17 protein-coding genes, 1 tRNA gene and 1 other RNA gene are annotated in these 19,800 nt (G+C 48.4%); 17 read left to right on the forward strand and 2 right to left on the reverse strand.

The window, feature by feature from the left end:
- Positions 1-5: 5 nt before the first annotated feature.
- The 4 genes from AC4G46_RS00855 to AC4G46_RS00870 all read left to right on the forward strand — a co-directional run bounded on the left by AC4G46_RS00855 (position 6) and on the right by AC4G46_RS00870 (position 3,393).
- Positions 6-275, forward strand: a complete 270-nt coding sequence (locus tag AC4G46_RS00855) for an HPr family phosphocarrier protein (protein WP_019914358.1) — start codon at positions 6-8, stop codon at positions 273-275.
- Between the two features lie 163 nt (positions 276-438).
- The gene (locus tag AC4G46_RS00860) at positions 439-1,197 is read left to right on the forward strand and encodes an SIMPL domain-containing protein (protein ID WP_090718606.1); all 759 of its coding nucleotides are present in this window, start codon (positions 439-441) and stop codon (positions 1,195-1,197) included.
- A gap of 281 nt (positions 1,198-1,478) precedes the next feature.
- Positions 1,479-2,579, forward strand: coding sequence for a PdaC/SigV domain-containing protein (locus AC4G46_RS00865; protein ID WP_491126275.1), 1,101 nt, complete (start codon positions 1,479-1,481; stop codon positions 2,577-2,579).
- A gap of 175 nt (positions 2,580-2,754) precedes the next feature.
- Entirely contained in the window at positions 2,755-3,393 is a 639-nt protein-coding gene (locus AC4G46_RS00870) for a GDSL-type esterase/lipase family protein (RefSeq protein WP_491126276.1), read from the forward strand.
- Between the two features lie 94 nt (positions 3,394-3,487).
- On the opposite strand, the gene clpP is transcribed toward AC4G46_RS00870, so the two are convergent.
- Together clpP and AC4G46_RS00880 are read right to left on the reverse strand one after the other, a co-directional pair.
- Positions 3,488-4,084, reverse strand: coding sequence for an ATP-dependent Clp endopeptidase proteolytic subunit ClpP (gene clpP / locus AC4G46_RS00875; protein ID WP_068721693.1), 597 nt, complete (start codon positions 4,082-4,084; stop codon positions 3,488-3,490).
- 193 nt (positions 4,085-4,277) lie between these two features.
- Positions 4,278-4,352: transfer RNA gene (locus AC4G46_RS00880), tRNA-Arg, on the reverse strand.
- Positions 4,353-4,677: 325 nt separating this feature from the next.
- Here AC4G46_RS00880 and AC4G46_RS00885 point away from each other — a divergent pair.
- The 13 genes from AC4G46_RS00885 to AC4G46_RS00945 all read left to right on the forward strand — a co-directional run bounded on the left by AC4G46_RS00885 (position 4,678) and on the right by AC4G46_RS00945 (position 19,795).
- Positions 4,678-5,730, forward strand: a complete 1,053-nt coding sequence (locus AC4G46_RS00885) for a sugar-binding transcriptional regulator (RefSeq protein WP_221797100.1) — start codon at positions 4,678-4,680, stop codon at positions 5,728-5,730.
- A gap of 116 nt (positions 5,731-5,846) precedes the next feature.
- The gene (gap, locus tag AC4G46_RS00890) at positions 5,847-6,857 is read left to right on the forward strand and encodes a type I glyceraldehyde-3-phosphate dehydrogenase (RefSeq protein WP_277468789.1); all 1,011 of its coding nucleotides are present in this window, start codon (positions 5,847-5,849) and stop codon (positions 6,855-6,857) included.
- Positions 6,858-6,948: 91 nt separating this feature from the next.
- A complete protein-coding gene (locus AC4G46_RS00895; RefSeq protein ID WP_068721700.1) occupies positions 6,949-8,130 on the forward strand; it encodes a phosphoglycerate kinase in 1,182 nt (393 codons plus the stop codon).
- Between the two features lie 28 nt (positions 8,131-8,158).
- Entirely contained in the window at positions 8,159-8,914 is a 756-nt protein-coding gene (gene tpiA, locus AC4G46_RS00900) for a triose-phosphate isomerase (RefSeq protein ID WP_090718598.1), read from the forward strand.
- Positions 8,915-8,916: 2 nt separating this feature from the next.
- Positions 8,917-10,461: a 2,3-bisphosphoglycerate-independent phosphoglycerate mutase gene (gene gpmI / locus AC4G46_RS00905; RefSeq protein ID WP_491126277.1), complete on the forward strand. Its 1,545-nt coding sequence runs from the start codon at positions 8,917-8,919 to the stop codon at positions 10,459-10,461.
- A 61-nt stretch (positions 10,462-10,522) separates the two neighbouring features.
- Positions 10,523-11,809, forward strand: a complete 1,287-nt coding sequence (gene eno / locus AC4G46_RS00910; protein WP_236336483.1) for a phosphopyruvate hydratase — start codon at positions 10,523-10,525, stop codon at positions 11,807-11,809.
- Positions 11,810-11,867: 58 nt separating this feature from the next.
- A complete protein-coding gene (locus tag AC4G46_RS00915) occupies positions 11,868-12,038 on the forward strand; it encodes a YesK family protein (protein ID WP_491128759.1) in 171 nt (56 codons plus the stop codon).
- A 122-nt stretch (positions 12,039-12,160) separates the two neighbouring features.
- Positions 12,161-12,394, forward strand: coding sequence for a preprotein translocase subunit SecG (gene secG / locus AC4G46_RS00920; RefSeq protein ID WP_491126278.1), 234 nt, complete (start codon positions 12,161-12,163; stop codon positions 12,392-12,394).
- 276 nt (positions 12,395-12,670) lie between these two features.
- Positions 12,671-15,496, forward strand: coding sequence for a ribonuclease R (rnr, locus tag AC4G46_RS00925; RefSeq protein WP_491126279.1), 2,826 nt, complete (start codon positions 12,671-12,673; stop codon positions 15,494-15,496).
- Between the two features lie 441 nt (positions 15,497-15,937).
- Positions 15,938-16,417, forward strand: a complete 480-nt coding sequence (gene smpB, locus AC4G46_RS00930; protein WP_039869079.1) for an SsrA-binding protein SmpB — start codon at positions 15,938-15,940, stop codon at positions 16,415-16,417.
- A gap of 198 nt (positions 16,418-16,615) precedes the next feature.
- Positions 16,616-16,980, forward strand: a transfer-messenger RNA (tmRNA) gene (ssrA, locus tag AC4G46_RS00935).
- A 791-nt stretch (positions 16,981-17,771) separates the two neighbouring features.
- Positions 17,772-18,497 (forward strand): hypothetical protein, encoded by a 726-nt coding sequence (locus AC4G46_RS00940; protein WP_491126280.1) that lies wholly within the window; start codon positions 17,772-17,774, stop codon positions 18,495-18,497.
- A complete protein-coding gene (locus AC4G46_RS00945; RefSeq protein WP_491126281.1) occupies positions 18,494-19,795 on the forward strand; it encodes an AAA family ATPase in 1,302 nt (433 codons plus the stop codon). The genes AC4G46_RS00940 and AC4G46_RS00945 overlap by 4 nt, the downstream gene beginning before the upstream one ends.
- Positions 19,796-19,800 lie beyond the last annotated feature (5 nt).

The raw sequence follows: 19,800 nt of genomic DNA on the forward strand, positions 1-19,800 counted from the left end.
GTTTCATGACAAAGCACCCGGTAGTTGTTCGGTTGAAGACGGGGCTCCACGCTCGGCCGGCAGCATTGTTCGTGCAAGAAGCCAACAAGTTTTCGTCGGAGATTTTCGTGGAAAAAGACGATAAAAAAGTTAACGCCAAAAGCATCATGGGCATTATGAGCCTGGCGATCAGTTCCGGCACGGAGATTTATATCAGCGCGGATGGCGCCGATGCGGATCAGGCTGTAACCGCTTTGACAAGTCTTGTCAGCAAGGAAGAGCTGGAGAACCAATAGGTTTCCGCCTTGCTTACGATGTAGTTACAAAAAGCCCCCAACGGGGCTTTTTTTACTTTTACGAAAAAATGTTTATAAAATGCGCATATGAATGCAACTTTTACCAAAGAGGCCCGTCTAGAGGATACCAAACAAATAAAGGATCTGAAAGGGGAAGTTAAGCATGAAGAAATGGGGCAAATCACTTGGAGCGGTACTGCTGGCAGGAAGTTTAATTGTTGGAGGAATGGGGCTGAGCAGTGTGTTCAAAGGACCTGAGAAGGCTTACGCCGCTGAAGAGATCACCCGCAATATCGTCAGCGTAACAGGCAAAGGCGAGTTGTCGATCAAGCCGGATATCGTCTATCTGTCGATCGGAGCGAATTCATCCGCCGCAACGGCGCAGGAAGCGCAGAAGGCCAATGCAGCCAAAATCGCCAAAGTGACAGAACAGCTCAAAACAACCTGGGGCATCGCCGATAAGGACATCCAAAGCACCCAGTTCAGCGTTCAGCCTAACTACACTTACAGTGAAAAAGACGGACAGCAGGTAAAAGGGTACATCGCACAGCACACACTGCAGGTGGCTTACCGTGACCTGACCAAGGTTGGAGCACTGCTCGATGCTGCTTCGGCTGCAGGCGCAAACAACATCGGCAGCGCGCAGTTTGCAATTGAAGATCCTTCCGCTTTTGAAGCGCAGGTTATCGAAAAGGCTATGGCTAACGCGGATGTAAAAGCAGCAGCTATCGCTAAAGCGGCAAAACGCAGCCTGGGCCAGGTTGTTACCGTAACCCAGAACGATGTAGGCAATAACCCTGTGTACTACATGGAAAATGCGGCAATGAGCAAGGCTGCTGCAGATACTGCCGGAGGCACTTCGGTTGAACCGGGCCAGGTTAAGGTTACTACCCAGCTCAGCGTAGTATATGAATTGAAATAGGAATTGGAATAACGGAACCCTGCTTCGGCCGTCAATGGCGTAGCGGGGTTCTTTTTTTAGCTAATCAGACACTTTCGGGTAGAAATTCTCTCATTTTGTTTAAGGAAAGGTAACAAGACCCTTTAAATATGCTGTAAATGCTTAAGAAACTGTAAGGGAATTTGTAACAATCACGGCAGCCCTACTCTCTATAATAAGAGGAGTGGACCAGGGGGCCAGGCTTTCCGGGTCTTAGGGGGAACATCAAGTCAATCATCGTACCTGCGGAAGGAGAAATCGGCATGAATATTATAATTAAGGAACAAGCGCGCAAATGGGGAACGGGAATCATGGCAGCAAGCCTGCTGCTCGGAGGTGGAGTGCTGTCAGCAGGAGCCGCTCAGGCAGCACCGACTGCAGTACAGGCTAAGTCGGATCAGTCAACGGTAGTGCTGAAATGGAACGGCAGCATTACACAGCAGACCGGCATTTTCAGCGGGGGCAAGATATGGATACCTGTCAGCTTTCTGCGGGATTCACTGGGTATGCCCGTGACCTATGATAAAGCGGATAAGATATATTCCATCGGCAAAGGCAACACACTGACCAAGCTGATGGTTTCGGATTACAGCACAGCTATTTCTGTAAATAATTATTTTCTGGGCGACTATGAAGCCAAAAATATAAATAACCGGCTGTATATACCGTTTGACCTGATGACGGATTATCTGGGCTACCAGGGCGACTGGAGCGCAGCTACCGGCCGTCTGAACGTAATGAAGCAGAAGCAGAATGCCATTACAATTACTACCGAGAGCTTCGTCAAGGAGTCAGAGGATGCTCCGATTAAGCTGGATTACCCGCAGGTGAGCGGGCTGGCTAATGCTGCGGCGCAGAAGTCAATCAATGATACGATCAAGCAGCTAGTCCTTAATTATGCGGCAGATGCCGAGAAACAGATCGCTAACAGGTCGGAGGATGACCGGCCTTATGATTTTCAGGGCGGATATGTGGTTACGTACAATAAGGACGGGGTACTCAGTCTGGTTACAGAACAGTACGGATATACAGGCGGAGCACACGGAATGACCTACCGCAATGCCTTTACTTTCTCGCTGAAGGACGGTAAACGCCTGCTGATCGGTGATCTGCTGAAGGCCAATCCGAATTATAAAAAAGAGCTCAACACCAAGCTGTCTAAGCGGATTAAGGCTGAGGGCGGCTACCTTGGCGGATTTACCGGACTGAACACAGAGAAATATTTTTATTTAAAAGAAGGCAAGCTTGTCGTGTTCTTCCAGCTGTATGAGTACACCGCATATGCTTCGGGGTTCCCGCAGTTTGACTTTACCTTCAAGGAACTGCTGCCCGACGGTAGCAGCCCGTTCGCTTCGTTAAAATAAGGCAGGCACAGCCTGGGAATATAAGAGCCCTTCCGCTTCCCTACAGGAAGCCGGAGGGCTCTTTACTCTTAGAAGGTATCCGCATCTGTGTATAAGGACGCCCTGCCGTTACGGGGTGCCTCTCCTGTTCATAAGCTGTAGAAAGTACCGCTTAACAGGAAGGGGGAAGAAAAGGATGAGCTATCAGTACACAGCGATCGGAGATTCCCTGACGACAGGCTTCGGGGCGCTGCCCGGAAACGGGTTCGTACCGGTCTACCGGAGAATGGCGGAGGCCCGCCTGAGAACGCCAATCCGTCTGACGAACCTTGGTGTAAACGGACTGACTACGGAAGGTCTGGAGCAGCGGCTGAAGGGCGATTATAATTTCCGCCTGGCCGTACAGGAGGCTGACCTGATCACAATCTCCATCGGCGGGAATGACCTGATCAAAGCTGCCAAGGCAGCCGGCAGCCGTCCCGGTGATCTGTCACCGCTGCTGCAGAAGGCTCTGCGGGACTGCAAACGGAATATCAGTGATATCATGGGTACGCTGTCACAGCTCAAGGCCGGCATGAGTAAGCCATACATCATCCGTATTGTCGGACTGTACAATCCCTATCCGCAGATAGATGAAGCCACGGAATGGGTCCGGCAGTTCAACCGGTATACTGCCGGCTACAGCAGCCGGGTCTGCGGGTTTGCCTCCATATACAATGAGTTTGCAGGCAATGAGCGCGGTTTATTGTTTCTTGATCATATCCATCCTAATAGCAGGGGCTACCGGATTATTGCCGGCAAGCTGAACGGTCTGGGCTACGGGCGGCTTGGTTAAGTTTATACGGGTCTGGAACTGAATATATAAGAATGTAAAAGAAGGCTGCCGGGACCCTTGAGGGTCCCGGCAGCCTTCTGTGCTGTTATTCAGCTTACACGCCGGCTGGCAGTGTCTTCTCGATAACTTTATCGACGATACCGTACTCGGCTGCATCAGCAGCGCTCATGAAGTAATCGCGGTCTGTATCCTTCTCAATGCGTTCCAGCGGCTGGCCGGTACGCTCGGAGAGGATGCGGTTCAGCTTGTCGCGCAGCTTCAGGATGCGGCGGGCGCGGATTTCAATATCCGTTGCCTGGCCCTGAGCCCCGCCCAGCGGCTGGTGAATCATGATTTCGCTGTTAGGCAGCGCGAAGCGTTTGCCCTTGGCTCCGGCATTCAGCAGGAATGCTCCCATGGAAGCCGCCATACCCACGCAGATCGTGGATACATCCGGTTTGATGTATTGCATTGTATCAAAGATAGCCATACCGGCTGTAATCGAACCGCCCGGGCTGTTGATGTACAGGTGAATGTCCTTATCCGGGTCTTCGGCGGCCAGGAACAGCATTTGTGCGATGATGGAATTGGCTACAACGTCATTAACATCCGTTCCAAGGAAAATAATGCGGTCCTTCAGCAGGCGGGAATAGATGTCATAAGCGCGTTCGCCGCGGTTGCTCTGTTCTACTACCATAGGAATATAACTCACGTGTAAAACCTCCTTGAATGGGTTCTTCGGAATGTGTTCATTTTTACTGTTACCGTATTAACCACATGATAAACAAAATCAAACAAAAAGTCAAAGAAAGTCAAACTTAGTTTTAAAAAAAAGAGCCGACAAGCGGCTCTTTGGTTAATTAACAGTAGGACTACTGCTAAATTATGTACAAACATGAAATTAATGGCGCGCCCGCCAAGAATCGAACTTGGATCTCAGGCTTCGGAGGCCTACGTCATATCCATTGGACCACGGGCGCAACAGAATTTATTATAATACATGAACTTATAAATTGCAATAAACATTGAAGATGTCCTCGAAAATAACTTTAAGGCTCCAAACATTCTGTTTCCGTTCATCCGTGAAGAGGACAGGCTGTTTCGGCTGTGCCCAAAGGGATGTCCGTCTCTTACACCCTGTGACAGATGTATAAGATGAAAAGCGGTTGAGAATTATACTCTCGGATGACTTGCACTCCGCGTAATATTTGGTTAGAATATGAGTGGGACTTAAAAAGTTAACCCGGGACATTTTGAGACCACGAACAAGGGAATAGAGAAAGACGAAGTTGCAGGAGTGAAAGCATGCGCAATTTATTGGAAATCCAAAAGCAGCTTCTGCCGGATCTCATGGAAACCCTTAAGAGACGTTACACGATTCTACATCAGATCATGCTGTCCGATATTATTGGGCGCAGAACACTGGCCGCGTCGCTGGATATGACCGAGCGGGTACTGCGTGCCGAGACGGATCTTCTGAAATCGCAAGGGCTCATTGAGATCGAGAGTGTCGGCATGCGTATTAGCGATGCCGGTCGCAGAACGCTTGACCTGCTGGAGCCGATCGCCAAGAGCCTGTTCGGCCTGGATGATCTGGAAGAGAAGATCCGCTCAACGTATGATCTTAGTAAAGTTATTATCGTGCCTGGGGATTGTGAATCATCTCCGTTCACCAAGCGTGAGCTGGGACGTGCAGGCGCCAAGGCCTTTCTCGGTGTACTGCGCGGTGACGATACCATTGCCGTAACAGGCGGCTCTACACTGGCTGAGATGGCCGATCAGCTGACCCTGCCTTTATCCGCCTCCTATAAGAATGCATGGGTTGTCCCTGCACGCGGAGGGCTTGGAGAGAGCATGGAGATTCAGGCCAATACGATTGCTTCTACCATGGCTAAGCGGATCGGAGCTAATTACCGTCTGCTGCATGTGCCGGATCTGCTCAGCGAGGAAGCTTACCAGTCGCTGGGGCATGACTCGAACATCGGCGAGATTGTACAAATTATCCGCAGATCGCGTATCATTGTCCATGGGATCGGTGATGCCCTGGAAATGACCCGCCGCCGCAGGCTGGATGAGACTACGGTCTCGGAGATTCAGGCCGAAGGTGCGGTTGCCGAGTCGTTTGGTTACTATTTTAATGAAGCCGGCGAGGTTGTCCATACCATGCGTACGATCGGGCTCCGTTTAGAGGATATACTCCGTACAGAGGTCGTCATCGGGATCGCAGGGGGCAAACGCAAAGCCAAAGCAATCCACGCAATGCTGCGCTTCGGGCAAGAGGATATTCTGGTTATTGATGAGGCAGCTGCCGTCGAAATCGGCAAAGAAATCGACACAGAGTTGCAGCATGTGCTATAGATTCCAGGATATGGGGAGCTTTCGCAGTTATTTTGCATTATACTTAACATTGTTGTCTTGACGAGCTTCACGGCTTGTCTTGAATAAATAAAACGAAATCTAGGAGGAACTATTCAATGAGTGTAAAAGTTGGTATTAACGGTTTTGGACGTATTGGACGCCTTGCATTCCGCCGTATTCAAAATGTAGAAGGTATCGAAGTGGTAGCAATCAACGACTTGACTGACGCTAAGATGCTTGCTCATTTGCTTAAATATGATACAACTCAAGGTAAATTCCAGGGAGACGTTGAAGTTCATGACGGATTCTTCAAAGTAAACGGTAAAGAAGTTAAGGTTCTTGCGAACCGTAACCCAGAAGAACTGCCTTGGGGCGACCTCGGCGTAGACATCGTTCTGGAGTGCACAGGCTTCTTCACAACTAAAGAAGCTGCTGAAAAGCACCTTAAAGGCGGAGCTAAAAAAGTAGTTATCTCTGCTCCAGCTACAGGCGACATGAAAACTGTTGTTTACAACGTTAACCATGACATCCTTGATGGTTCCGAAACAGTTATCTCCGGCGCATCTTGCACAACCAACTGCCTGGCTCCAATGGCAAAAGTCCTGAACGACAAGTTCGGTGTGGTTGAAGGCCTGATGACTACAATCCACGCTTACACTGGCGACCAGAACACTCTTGATGCTCCACACGCTAAAGGTGACTTCAGACGCGCTCGTGCAGCTGCTGAGAACATCATCCCTAACACTACCGGTGCTGCAAAAGCAATCGGTCTGGTAATTCCAGAACTGAAAGGCAAACTTGACGGAGCAGCACAACGCGTGCCTGTTGCTACAGGTTCCCTGACTGAGCTGGTTACTGTTCTTGAAAAATCCGTAACTGTTGAAGAAATCAACGCAGCAATGAAGGAAGCTTCCGATCCAGAAACTTACGGCTACACTGAAGATGAAATCGTATCTTCCGACATCAAGGGCATGACTTTCGGTTCCCTGTACGATGCAACACAAACCAAAGTCCTGACTGTTGGCGACAAACAACTGGTTAAAACTGTTGCTTGGTACGACAACGAAATGTCCTACACTGCACAGCTGGTTCGCACTTTGGAACACTTCGCAAAACTGGCTAAGTAAGACCGGCTTAACATAAGCAGCATCTATAGAGCGGAAACAGAAGTTCCTTGTTTCCGCTCTTTCTAAATTTGGGTGTGGAGGAAGACTAATCATGAACAAAAAAAGCGTCCGTGATGTAGAAGTAGCAGGCAAACGCGTATTCGTGCGCGTCGATTTTAACGTTCCGGTGGAAGACGGCAAGATCACTGATGATACCCGTATCCGCGAAACCCTTCCAACGATTAAGTACCTGATCGAAAACGGTGCTAAGGTCATTCTGGCCAGCCACATGGGCCGTCCAAAGGGCCAATTCGTTGATTCCATGCGTCTTACCGTTGCTGCAGAGCGCCTGTCCGAGCTGCTCGGCAAGCCGGTAGCCAAAGCTGATGAAGCTGTCGGCGAGGCTGTTAAAGCGCAAATCGCTGAGCTGAATGACGGCGACGTGCTTGTACTTGAGAATGTCCGTTTCTATCCGGGCGAAGAAAAGAACGATCCTGAACTGGCTAAGCAGTTCGCTGAACTGGCTGACCTGTTCGTAAATGACGCGTTCGGCGCGGCTCACCGTGCGCATGCTTCTACTGAAGGTATCGCTCACTTCCTGCCGGCTGTATCCGGTCTTCTGATGGAGAAGGAATTGTCCGTACTGGGCAAAGCTCTTTCGAACCCTGAGCGTCCTTTCACTGCCATCATCGGCGGTTCCAAGGTTAAGGACAAAATCGACGTTATCGACAACCTCTTGAACCTGGCTGACAATGTTCTGATCGGCGGCGGCCTTTCTTATACATTCACCAAAGCTCAAGGCTATGAAATCGGCAAATCGCTGGTAGACAACGATAAAATCGACGCTGCGCTCGGATTCATCGAGAAGGCTAAAAAACTGGGCAAAAACTTCGTACTTCCGGTTGACGTTGTTGTCGCTGACAAGTTCGGTGCAGATGCCAACACCAAAATTGTAGATGTTACTGAAATTCCTGCTGACTGGGAAGGTCTGGACATCGGTCCTAAAACCCGTGAAATCTACGCCAATATCATCAAAGATTCCAAGCTGGTTGTTTGGAACGGACCTATGGGCGTATTCGAAATCGATATCTTTGCTGAAGGAACCAAGGCTGTAGCGCAGGCTTGCGCAACAACTGAAGGCTACACTGTCATCGGCGGCGGCGATTCCGCAGCTGCAGCAGAAAAATTCCAGCTGGCTGACCAAATGGATCACATCTCTACTGGCGGCGGCGCATCCCTGGAGTTCATGGAAGGTAAGGCACTTCCTGGCGTAGAAGCACTGAACGACAAGTAAGAGGCAAAGAAGGAGGCAATACAAGATTATGAGCAGAACACCTATTATCGCCGGCAACTGGAAAATGTTCAAAACCGTTCCGGAAGCAGAAGGCTTTATCGCTGAAGTTAAAGGCCAGGCAGAAGTAGAAGGCGTGGAAACTGTCATTTGCGCTCCTTTCACCAACCTGCCTGCACTGGTAGCAGCGGTTAAAGGCACATCCATCAAAATCGGTGCACAGAACCTGCACTTCGAAGACAACGGTGCCTACACAGGTGAAATCAGCGGCGTTATGCTGAAAGATCTGGGTGTAGACTACGTTATCATCGGCCACTCCGAGCGCCGCGCTTATTTCGGCGAAACGGATGAAATTGTAAACAAAAAAATGCACGCGGCATTCCGTCACGGCATTACTCCAATCGTATGTGTCGGCGAAAAGCTTGAAGAGCGCGAAGCTGACCAGACCAAGGAAGTTTGCAAGGTTCAAACTGAAGGTGCTTTTGCCGGTCTGAGTGCTGAACAGGCAGCTCAGGTTGTTATCGCTTATGAGCCAATCTGGGCGATCGGCACTGGTAAATCCTCCACTTCCCAAGACGCTAACGAAGTTATTGCTTACATCCGTACCCTTGTAAAAGACCTGTACGATGAAGCAACAGCTGAAGCTGTCCGTATCCAATACGGCGGCAGCGTGAAGCCTGAGAATGTAACGGAGTATATGAGTCAAAGCGACATCGACGGCGCTCTCGTCGGCGGTGCCAGCCTGCAGCCTGCTTCCTTCGTTTCACTCGTTGAGGGGGCATTGTAAGGATGTCATCTCCAAGACCTGTAGCATTAATCATCATGGACGGATTCGGATTGAGGAATACGGATGAAGGCAACGCGGTTGCCCAAGCCAATAAACCCAATTATGACCGTTACCTGAAGCAATATCCGAACACTACGCTTACCGCCTGCGGCGAAGCTGTAGGTCTGCCTGAAGGACAAATGGGCAACTCGGAAGTAGGACACCTTAACATCGGCGCAGGCCGGATCGTATACCAGGATCTGACCCGTATTGACAAGTCGATCCGTGACGGTGAGTTCTTTGAGAACGAAACGCTGGTTGCAGCTGTAAGAAGCGCCAAGTCCACCGGCAAAAAGCTTCACCTGTATGCGCTCGTATCCGACGGCGGCGTGCACAGTCACATCAATCACCTGTTCGCCATGCTCGATCTGGCCAAGAAAGAAGATATGCACGAAGTGTATATCCATGCTTTCATGGACGGACGCGACGTTGCGCCTGACAGCGGACAGAAGTTCGTTCAGGATCTGATCGCGAAGATCGAAGAAGTTGGCGTAGGTACAATTGCTACGGTATCCGGACGTTATTACGCGATGGACCGTGACAAGCGCTGGGAGCGTGTAGAGAAGGCTTACCGGGCAATGGTGTATGGCGAAGGCCCTAAATATACCGATGCTCTGCAGGCTATCACTGCATCCTACCAGAATTCCGTGTATGATGAATTCGTAGAGCCTAGTGTAATCGTGGACAGCAACGACCAGCCGGTAGGAGTGGTGGAAAGCGGCGATTCCGTCGTATTCCTGAACTTCCGTCCTGACCGTGCGATCCAGCTGTCGCAGGTATTCACGAACTCCGATTTCCGCGGGTTCGACCGTGGTCCTTTGTTCCCGCAGGATCTGCACTTCGTGTGCCTGACTACATTCAGTGAAACGGTGCAGGGCTATGTAGCCTACTCGCCGAAGAACCTGGATAACACTCTGGGCGAAGTGCTTGTACAGAACAACAAGAAGCAGCTGCGTATTGCGGAAACTGAAAAGTACCCGCACGTAACCTTCTTCTTCAGCGGCGGACGCGACGAAGAGCTTCCAGGCGAAACCCGTATCCTGATTAACTCGCCAAAAGTGGCAACCTATGATCTGCAGCCTGAGATGAGCGCATACGAAGTGGCGGCGGCCTGCGTAGCGGAAATCGAAGCCGACAGACAGGATGCCATTATCCTGAACTTTGCGAACCCCGATATGGTAGGACACTCCGGCATGCTGGAGCCTACGATTAAGGCGGTTGAAGTAACGGATGAATGTGTGGGTAAAGTCGTAGATGCAGTTGTTGCCAAGGGCGGCGTTGCGATCATCATTGCCGACCACGGTAATGCCGATATGGTATTTGACGAGCAGGGACGTCCGTTCACCGCTCATACCACCAACCCGGTTCCGTTCATTGTAACCACTGAGAATGTTGTTTTGCGCGAATCCGGTATCCTTGCCGATGTAGCACCGACTATTCTGGATCTGATGGGACTTCCGCAGCCTGCGGAAATGACCGGACAATCCATGATTGCCAGCCGCAAATAAGCAGGAGCCTAACGAACGCTTTGCAATAACAAAAACCATTGTTAAAAGGAGATTAACTTACATGACTATTATTTCTGATGTATATGCACGCGAAGTCCTTGACTCCCGCGGTAACCCTACTGTAGAGGTTGACGTTTACCTGGAATCCGGCGCTAAAGGCCGCGCTATCGTTCCTTCTGGCGCTTCCACTGGCGCTCATGAAGCTGTAGAGCTTCGTGACGGCGACAAATCCCGTTACATGGGCAAAGGCGTTCTGAAAGCTGTTGAGAACGTAAACGAAATCATCGCTCCAGAAGTAATCGGTATGGACGCTCTTGACCAAGTGGGCATCGACAAGCTGATGATCACTCTGGACGGAACTCCTAACAAAGGCAAGCTGGGCGCCAACGCAATCCTGGCTGTATCCATGGCAGTAGCCCGCGCAGCTGCAGCAGCTCTGGATATTCCTTTGTATGTTTACCTGGGCGGATTCAACGCTAAGGCACTGCCAGTACCAATGATGAACATCATCAACGGTGGTGAGCACGCTGACAACAACATCGACGTTCAAGAGTTCATGGTTCTGCCAGTAGGCGCTCCAAGCTTCAAAGAAGCTCTGCGTACAGGTGCTGAAATCTTCCACAACCTGAAATCCGTACTTCAGTCCAAAGGCCTGAACACTGCTGTAGGTGACGAAGGCGGCTTCGCTCCTAACCTTGGTTCCAACGAAGAAGCAATCACTACAATCATCGAAGCGATCGAAAAAGCCGGTTACAAACCAGGCGTTGACGTATTCCTGGGTATGGACGTTGCTTCCACTGAGTTCTACAAAGATGGTAAGTACACACTTGCTGGCGAAGGCAAATCCTACACTTCCGCTGAGTATGTTGACCTGCTGGCTTCTTGGGTTGAGAAGTACCCAATCATCACAATCGAAGACGGTATGTCCGAAGACGACTGGGATGGCTGGAAATTGCTCACTGAAAAATTGGGTGACAAAGTTCAATTGGTTGGTGATGACCTGTTCGTTACTAACACTGAGCGTCTTGCAACTGGTATCGAAAAAGGTATCGGTAACTCCATCCTGGTTAAGGTTAACCAGATTGGTACACTGACTGAAACTTTCGATGCAATCGAAATGGCTAAACGCGCTGGCTACACTGCTGTTATTTCCCACCGTTCCGGTGAGTCCGAAGACAGCACTATCGCTGACATCGCTGTAGCTACCAACGCTGGCCAGATCAAAACAGGTGCTCCTTCCCGTACTGACCGCGTTGCTAAGTACAACCAATTGCTTCGCATCGAAGACGAACTGGGTGAACTGGCTCAATACAACGGCCTGAAATCCTTCTACAACCTCAAAAGATAATTTCTTTTGACATAGCTTTACAGAGCCTGCCGGTTTCCGGCAGGCTTTTTTTTGTTTTATCTATTATTTAGCAATTACTGGACTGTCGGGTGGATTGGTCCTGCTATTGCTCAGTTTCTTAGTGATTAGGGGCTGGCAAGGTATTGCCTATGCCTTTTTTGCAACGCCTGTTATAATCAGCTCCGCTATAATTTTGCTGACCTTAGTCTTGCTAAGAAGGAGGGCGTAAGCCTTGTCATATCAAAGGTTGTAATCCCTTTGGTGCTATGATAAAATAAGAATGCTGTTTATGAATCCGTGAAATCTAAATTACCATAGATAGTGATGCTTGGACGTAGGAGGTGGAAGTGAATGGATATCTTTTTGAAAATTGTGCTCCTGATTTTTTCCGTCGGTCTGATTGCGGTCGTTCTTCTGCAAAAAGGGAAAAGCGCAGGTCTTTCCGGTGCCATCTCCGGCGGTGCTGAGCATCTCTTCGGTAAAACCAAAGCGCGCGGTATGGAACTCGTATTGCAGCGTGTAACAGTTGGACTGGCAGCCGGTTTCTTCATCATGTCAATCATTGTTGCCGTTTTTGTTGACTAAATCTTCATACACAAAGCCTTTGCCCTGTTCTGTAAGGAATGGGGCGGGGGCTTTTTATTTTTGGATTTTTGAGCCTGCGTTAACCTTGAGATAATCATAACAGGGATGGGCGGGATTGATTTCGTGTATACTAGGGTATGAAGTATATAGAGGTAAAATTTACTTGATGCAAGAAAAACCAAAGAGGACAAGACGTACATATTTGCCGGCAGCATACGATGCTGCGAAAGGGCCGAGGTGACTTATTTGATAGCACAGGAAATATTACTTGATTTTATGCGGGAAACCGCTTATAAACCGCTGACTTACGATGAGCTGGTCAGCCATTTTGCGATAGAGGACAGCGCTTCGTTTAAGGCGTTTGAGGACTTGCTCTCCGAGCTTGAGCAGGACGGCCGGATTGTACTGACCCGGAATAACCGTTATGGTGTACCGGAACGGATGGATCTTTTGCGCGGGCGATTGCAGGCGCATGCTAAGGGCTTCGCTTTCCTGATTCCTGATGACCGCGACCATCCTGATGTCTACATTCATGCCAATGATCTCAAAGGTGCTATGAATGGCGATATTGTGCTGATCCGGATTACCTCCAAAAGTCCGTCCGGCGGGCGGATGGAAGGTGAAGTGGTGCGGATCGTCAAGCGCGGCGTATTGCAGACTGTAGGCGTGTTCCAGAGCCTGGAGACTTACGGATTTGTGCTGCCGGATGATAAGCGGATTAACCGTGATATTTTTATTCCGAAGCAGTCGTTTGGCGGTGCGGTTGACGGTGAAAAGGTTGTTGTGCGCATCGTTAATTATCCGGAGGGCCGGGCAGCGGCAGAGGGCGAAATTATCGAGATTCTCGGGCATAAGGATGACCCGGGGGTTGATATTCTTTCCGTTATCCGCAAGCATCAGCTGCCGGAGGCTTTTCCTGCTGAAGTAATGCGGGAAGCTGAGCAGGCTCCGGATTCTATTACGGAAGAAGAGATTGTACAGCAGGGCCGTCGCGATCTGCGCGGACTGAACATTGTGACCATTGACGGCGCAGATGCCAAGGACCTTGATGATGCGGTTAATGTGCAGCGTCTGGAGAACGGAAACTACAAGCTGGGCGTTCATATTGCTGACGTCGGTTATTACGTGCGTGAGGGCTCAGAGCTGGATAAGGAAGCCTATGACCGGGGATGCAGCGTCTACCTGGTAGACCGGGTTATTCCGATGCTGCCGCACCGCCTGTCGAACGGGATCTGCAGTCTTAATCCCAAGGTGGACCGGCTCACCATGTCCTGTGAGATGGAGTTCAACGAGCACATGAAGGTCGTGAAGCATGATGTCTTTACGAGTGTTATCCGGACCAAAGAAAGAATGACCTATTCTGATGTCCGCAAAATTGTGGAGGATGAAGATCCGGAGCTTCTGGAGCGCTACAGCCCGCTGATCGAGGATTTCCGTCTGATGAAAGAGCTGGCGATGAAGCTGCGCGGGGCACGGATGCGGCGCGGCGCGGTTGATTTTGACTTTGAAGAAAGCAAGATTATCGTCGATGAGACAGGCAAAGCGATTGATATCGTAAAACGCGAGCGTTCCGTGGCGGAACAGATCATTGAGGAATTTATGCTGGCGGCTAACGAGACGGTAGCCGAGCATTTCCACTGGCTGAAGGTGCCGTTCCTGTACCGGATTCATGAGGACCCGGATCAGGAGAAGCTGCAGAACTTTATGGCTTTTGCTGCCAACTTTGGCTACCATGTCAAAGGCCGGGGAAATTCCATTCACCCGCGTGCCCTGCAGGATCTGCTGGAGCAGATCGAAGGGACGAAGGAGCAGACGGTAATCAGCACCATGATGCTGCGCTCGATGAAGCAGGCGAAGTATGATGCCGAGAGTACAGGCCACTTTGGACTGGCTGCCGAATACTATTCCCATTTCACTTCACCAATCCGCCGTTATCCTGACCTTGTCATTCACCGCGTAATGCGTGAGGTGCTTGAGAACGGCGGGGCGCTGACCGAGAAACGGCATGAGTATCTGGCCAGCCGGATGCCGGATATTGCCCAGCAATCCTCGGAGCGTGAGCGCGTGGCGGTTGAAGCTGAGCGTGATACCGAACAGCTGAAGAAGGCTGAGTATATGCAGGATAAGGTCGGTGAGGAGTTCGAGGCAATGGTCAGCAGCGTGACCAGCTTCGGGATGTTCATCGAGCTTGAAAATACCGTCGAAGGCCTGATCCGTCTCAGCGCCCTGACGGATGATTACTACCACTTCGACGAAGCCCATATGGCGCTGATCGGTGAGCGCACCTCCAAGGTATTCCGCATCGGCGACGAGGTGAAGATCCGTGTCGCCAAGGTGAATATGGACGACCACACGATCGACTTCGAGCTGGTTGACATGAAGCCGCGTGCAGCGGGTGAACACCGCAGCTACGGCGGGCGCTCCGGTAAGGGCGGCAGCTTCGCCGGAGGTAAAGGCGGCCGCGGCGGTAAGGACCGCGGCGGCTTTGGCAAACCGGGCGCAGCCGGTAAAGGCAAGGCTGGCGGCGCAGCTAAAGGCGGTGCTGCCGGTAAAGGCAAGGCCGGCAGCAAGCGCAAAGCCGGTGCCGTGACCACCGGCACCTGGGAGACGGCGCCGCGCAGCGAAGCGGCGCCTGGCAGCGGCGCGCCGGCGGATGCGCCTGCGCGCGGCAAGCGCGGGGGCGGCGGCCCGGCTGAGGCCGCGCGCCGTGCTTTTGCCGCCCTGAACGGCGAAGCGGGCGGCAGTGGTGCGCCGCGTGAGCGCAGCGGCGGCGGAAGAGGCCGCGGCGGAGCGGCTGGAGGCGATGCCGCAGGGCGCGGCATCAGCTTCAGCTTCGGCTCCGGCAAGGGCGGCTACGGCGCGCCGCTCGGAGACGGCGCGGGCAGCGGCGAGCTGCGCGGGGTTGACGCGAACACCCGGTTCACGAGCCGGGAGGATCGCGGGGCTGAAAGCCGCGGCAGCAGCAGCGGCAAGGATAAGGGCCGCCGCAAGAAGAAAGGCGGCGTCTTCACCAGCCCGGCTGTCACGCCGGGCGGCCAGGGTGGCGGCAACGCGGAGAACGCCGTGCGCCGCAAGAAAAAGAAGAAGAAGTCTCAGGAATAGACTGAGACTGAGGGGCGCCCGAAGCAGCTTATATGGCTGCTTCGGGCGCTTTTTTGCAAGTCCTGTTGTCTACGGATGTCTTAATCTGTACATACTGTCTGTTGTTTGCCTTCCGCAATTATCTGGCGTACTTAGATGTGCCGAGCTTACGTCACAACGATTCTAACGGACTCAGATTCTCAGCATATTACCCTCCTGCAGCATGTTGCGGACTCCAGTGACCTTATGTGTTACTAAAATGTGGGACAATATTGGCCTCTGTCATAGCGTTTTATCAAACTACCTGACATACAGTTGTCAAAATGGAGGCCGGCGAATAAGTCGATGTCCTGCAATGCCAATAGACGTGTTTCCTTGCGTTCACCGGATCCATTTTGATACAATATAGATCTGACACTAACTCCGCTTCCTGCGGGGAAATCGATTCAAGGAGTGACTTTCATGGGTAAAAAAGCAGACGGGAAAGTGCTCGCCCAGAACAAAAAAGCTTCCCATGATTATTTTATCGAGGACACTTTTGAAGCGGGTATGGTGCTGACCGGTACAGAGATCAAATCGCTGCGTAATGGCCGCGCTAACATCGGTGATGCGTTCGCTACCATCCGTAATGGTGAGATTCATATCCACAACATGCATATCAGCCCTTTTGAGCAGGGTAACCGTTCCAATCCTGACGATCCTACGCGTACGCGCAAGCTGCTGATGCATAAGGTGCAGATCCACAAGCTGCTCGGTTTGTCCAAGCAGGACGGCTACTCGATAGTGCCGCTGAAGATCTATGTGCGTAACGGCTATGCCAAGCTGCTGATCGGCCTCGGTAAAGGTAAGAAGCAATACGACAAACGCGACTCTGCCGCCAAAAAGGACGCTCAACGCGATATCCAGCGCGCGCTGCGTGAGAAGCAGAAAATCGCCAGATAACCTGGTAACGGGTGTTACCGGAAGACGGAATTCCAGATTGCCCCTTCAATTCCTTTAACCCACGTGTTAAAGTGTTGATAAATGTGCTATACTGTTTAAGTAAGATTTTTGCTTCGTGGCAGTCCTCAGGTTAGAGGCTGCAGATTGGATCTCTCTTGCTTAGAAGATCCGCTTGATCCGAAGCGCCCTTTTTAATGAGGGGCCGTTCTTGGATTCGACGGGGGTAGTTCGAACATGAGCAGCGAGTAGTGGGGACGCGTCCGCTTCATCAACGCTAAAGCCTATTAAACGGCAAACAAAACAACAACTACGCTTTCGCAGCTTAATAACCTGTGTGCGTGCTTCTACCCTGCATCGCCCATGTGACAGGGATAGGGGCTAACAAGTAGTGGGATACGCTGTCTGGTCTCCGCCTGGGGTCAGCAGAAGAAGATAATCAGGCTGACCCAACGTATAGCCGGTTACGGGGCGATACTCGGGTGACATCAAATCCGTGACTACACTCGTAGAAACTTATGTGCCGTTATCTTCGGACAGGGGTTCGACTCCCCTCGGCTCCATATGGAGTATCAGTGAAAGACACCTTAATCGGTGTCTTTTTTCATGTTTTCAGAAGGTAATCAGGGGGTGCATTGTGGTAGGGAAGCCTTGATAACACTGTGTTTACGAGCAATGCTGGCCATGAATAGCATGAGTCTCTCTCATAAGGTTTATTCTGGTGTTGGGTGAACCGCCATGAACATGCGAGAGAAAAGGGGGGGGGGATACAATAAACTGGAATTTTTCCTTCTTTAAATAAGGAAGTTATTTCTCCTTCGCTACTCGGGGTGGGTGAAATAGATTGCGAATTTATTTGGAGGGGCGGGCATGATAAGCTGGTTAGCATCACAAAGTCCTTATGCTTCGCGGCTTTCGCGAGTACTCATGCCTTCAGAGGCTTCATGTCAAATCGATCTATAAACCTATTAAATGTATCATTAACCACGCAATATAGCGAAGAGCCAATTGCTTGTGGTATTGTTAGTTACATAAATCTATTCTCCAAAATAGAAGAAAGGATCTTTCCTATTAACTTAATAATTAAAACTGATTCATTTAATTATTCGGATTTTTCTGTTTATAGTTATAATATATTTACAAAATTTATAATTTTTTTTAATAAAAAAAGCTAAGCTCTACAATTAAAGGCATTGTTCTAATTTAGAGCACTTTATTGCAGTGAATTAGACGAAATTCACACCAACCTTCTTGAACAATTTGAAAATTGACTTTTGCAGTGGGATTCTTATGTGATGAAATATAGTGAAACTCAAACCATTCATTTAGTGAGAAAACATAAATTAGGAGACATGATATGACTCTTGAAATAATAATAAAAGGTGATAAAGAGAAGAAAGAATATTCAGATGCAGAAGATTTAAAATTAATTTTTGAGAGAGATATTCCTCAAGGAATTAATGGGAAGATATTAATAATGAGCAATGCAACATTATTTGGTCAAGAAGTAAAGGATGTAGATTTAGTTGTGACTGGTTACTTAGAAAATTATAAACTGAAACTAAATGTTCCTGCTAAGAAGGGGAAGAGCTTTAAAGAACTACCGACAACCAGTAGAGATATTACAGTGAGAAATTTTTGTTTTGTATTTGAGACTAAAAGACAACTAGCTGCAGATATTAAAATGGACGGATTAGCACTAGTTGTAAATTACCAAGGTAAACCTCATGACGTAACTAGTCAAAGTGAAAAGCAAAAATATTCTTTGAAAAATTTTTTTGAAACTAATCAAATAAAATCTCCTTACATATGTAACTTTATCTGGTTCCGTAGTATAAATACAATTTCTAATTTAGTTGGTTTACGTAGCCATAATCTATTAGCTAATTCTTTTGATGTGGCTGAACTATTCAGACTTGCATGCAATCAATGTTTACCTTATGTTAGTGAGTCAAATGAGACTTATGGTAAATTTTCATCAATGAAGAGTGTAGATATGAAGAGTATTGAAGATGTTTTTAATGTTTTTGAAAGAAATATTCAAGCGGTTGGAGACCTAACAAGGAAAAAATTGAGAGTATGACTAAAAAATTATTAAATAAGCAGAACTATGCAAAAGCAATTGGAGAAAATCTGGTTATTATTTCAGGAAGAGCAGGCACAGGAAAGACTATAAAGTTGTTAAGCATAGCAAGTGATTTGGCGAATCAAGCAACTAGTCGATGTTTAATACTTACTTATAATTATGCATTAGCTAGTGACATAAAAAGAATGTTAGCTTTAGCTGGTTTTTCTGATGGATTTGATACACATACTGTTGGTATCGAAACTATACATAAGTTTATTCGCAAACTAATCATAGGATTTGAGATTGAGAATGAGAAAAAACTTCAAAACGATTATCTAAACAAGTATGAAAGTTATTTAGATGAAATATACGAGTATCTTGACAAAGGTTTAATAAACCATTCTGATATTCAATCTTTAATGAAGAAATTTCATGAGACATTATCTTGGGATTATATTTTAATAGATGAATCACAGGATTGGAGTTTAAAAGAGAAGCAAGTATTATACAAAATATTTGGGTATAAGAAAATGATTGTTGCAGATGGAATAGATCAATTAGTGAGAAGTCAGATTAGATGTGATTGGGCACAGGATTTAAGCAAAGACCAAATAACAAAGACCTATGAAAGAAGATCGTTAAGGCAAAAAGATAATTTGCTGAATTTTGTAACTCAATATGCATCTAAATCAAATATTCTTTGGGACTTAGAATCTGAGAAAGAGATGATAGGTGGAAAAGTAGTTATAATTAATGGCGACTATGACTATCAAATTCATAAGAGTGAATTTGATAATCTAGTAAAACAGGGGAATTCAGCATACGAAATGTTGTTTTTAGTTCCCCCTTCATTAGTTAATAAGGAGAAAGTGTTAGATAAGTATGGAAAGCCGAAATTAAAAAGTTCATTTAAATTAATGACAAATTTTGAATTAAATGGAATAAAAATATGGGATGGGACAAACAAAGAACTAAGGAGCCAATATCCTATTGATCTAAAAGAACATAGAGTCCTACAATATGATTCTTGTAGAGGGCTTGAGGGATGGACAGTTGTTTGCCTTGAATTAGATGAATTCATCAAGTATAAATATGAAACATTTGAAATAGAAAATATTTTATATGAGAATATTTTGGAAACTGAAGAAGAAAGAAAAAATAAATTCGTTAGTCTATGGTCATTAATGCCACTTACTAGAGCAATTGATACACTGATTATTACAATAAAAGACAGGGAAAGTTTGTTATCTAAAAAACTGTATGAGTTATATAAGGAGAATGGCGATTATATTCAATGGATTGATAAATCATAAATATT

The organism is Paenibacillus sp. fava2, assembly GCF_058313675.1.